Raw genomic sequence first — 1,261 nt, 5'->3', positions numbered from 1 at the left:
GTGACTCCTCCCCCGGCTGAAGCCGGGGGCTTCTCGCTATGCCGGGTTGGCGTCGCGACGGACCAGCCCGGCCCGTAGAACGTTCAGAGCACCCACCGTGTCCGCGTGCGCGCTGTGGCCGCACGAGACGCAGTGGAACTTCTCCTGGGTGGGCCGGTTCTCCACTGAGACGTGCCCGCATTCGGGGCAGGTCCGGGAGGTGTTGCGGGGGTCCACGGCGATCACTTCTCGTCCGGCGCTTTCAGCCTTGGCGTGCAGGATCGTCAGGAACACCCCCCATCCGGCATCTGAGATCGAGTGGTTGAGTCCCGCCTTCGCCGCCGCGCCGTTGGGCAGGAAGCTGCCCGGCTGGCCGGGGTCGAGCTTGGGCGCGGGGGCCTTGACCATGTTGCAGATCTTGAGGTCCTCGTGCGCGATGAAGTCATGCTGGCGCACGAGGCCAAGAGCGGCCTTGTGGGCGTGGTCGAGGCGCTGGCGGCGGACCTTGCGGTGCAGGTCGGCAACGCGCTGGACGGCCCGCTGGTGATTCTTGGTGCGCTTGTCCCGGCGGACGCGGGGGAAGCAGGCGAGGGCCTGTTGTGCGGCTTCGAGCTTCGCGGCGGCCTTGCGGCCGTGGCGCGGGTTGGGCACGAACTCGCCGCCTGAGTCGGCGAGGAAGTTGGCTATGCCCATGTCGATGCCGACCACGGAGCCGGTCTTGGGCAGCGGCTCGGGCTGCGCCTGTTCGGCGGTCAGGATGATGTACCAGCGCTTGCCTTCGCGCTTGACGGACACGGTCTTGACCTTGCCGACCACGGGCCGGTGCTGATTGACCTTCACGTGCCCGACACCTTGGAGGCGGACGCGGGTGACAGGGTCGTGCGGGGTGGAGTCCCAGCGGCAGCCGTCGCCGTCCTTGGGGAAATCCACGGTGTCGAACCAGTTCACGCCCCGGAACCTGGGGTAGCCGGGCTTGTCCCCGGCCTTCACGCGCCGGAAGAACGCGGCGAATGCCCTGTCCAGACGGCGCAACGTCGCCTGCTGGCTGGAGAACGACCAGCGGCCTTGCCGCTCCGGGTCGAAGGACCGGATCTCCTTGAGCTGTGCGGACTGTTGCCCGTACTTGATCGAGGTCTTGGAGACGTGCCGGTAGGCGTCGCGGCGTTCCTGCAAGGCCCCGTTGTAGAGCGAACAGTGATCACGCAGCATCTCGCAGAGCGCTGCCGTCTGACCCACGGTGGGCCGCATAAGGAACTTGTACGCACGGATCATCCGGCCCACC

General features: G+C 68.0%; 1 protein-coding gene. It reads right to left on the bottom strand.

Features of this window, described 5'->3' with window-relative positions:
• Nucleotides 1–36: 36 nt before the first annotated feature.
• Nucleotides 37–1,251 (bottom strand): RNA-guided endonuclease InsQ/TnpB family protein, encoded by a 1,215-nt coding sequence (locus tag ACZ7L1_RS39235; protein WP_471444497.1) that lies wholly within the window; start codon nt 1,249–1,251, stop codon nt 37–39.
• Nucleotides 1,252–1,261: the final 10 nt, after the last annotated feature.

It is taken from the genome of Streptomyces sp. NPDC107546 (assembly GCF_055639175.1).
Note: the sequence above shows the minus strand (reverse complement) of the source record. Positions and strands in the feature narration are given on the sequence as shown.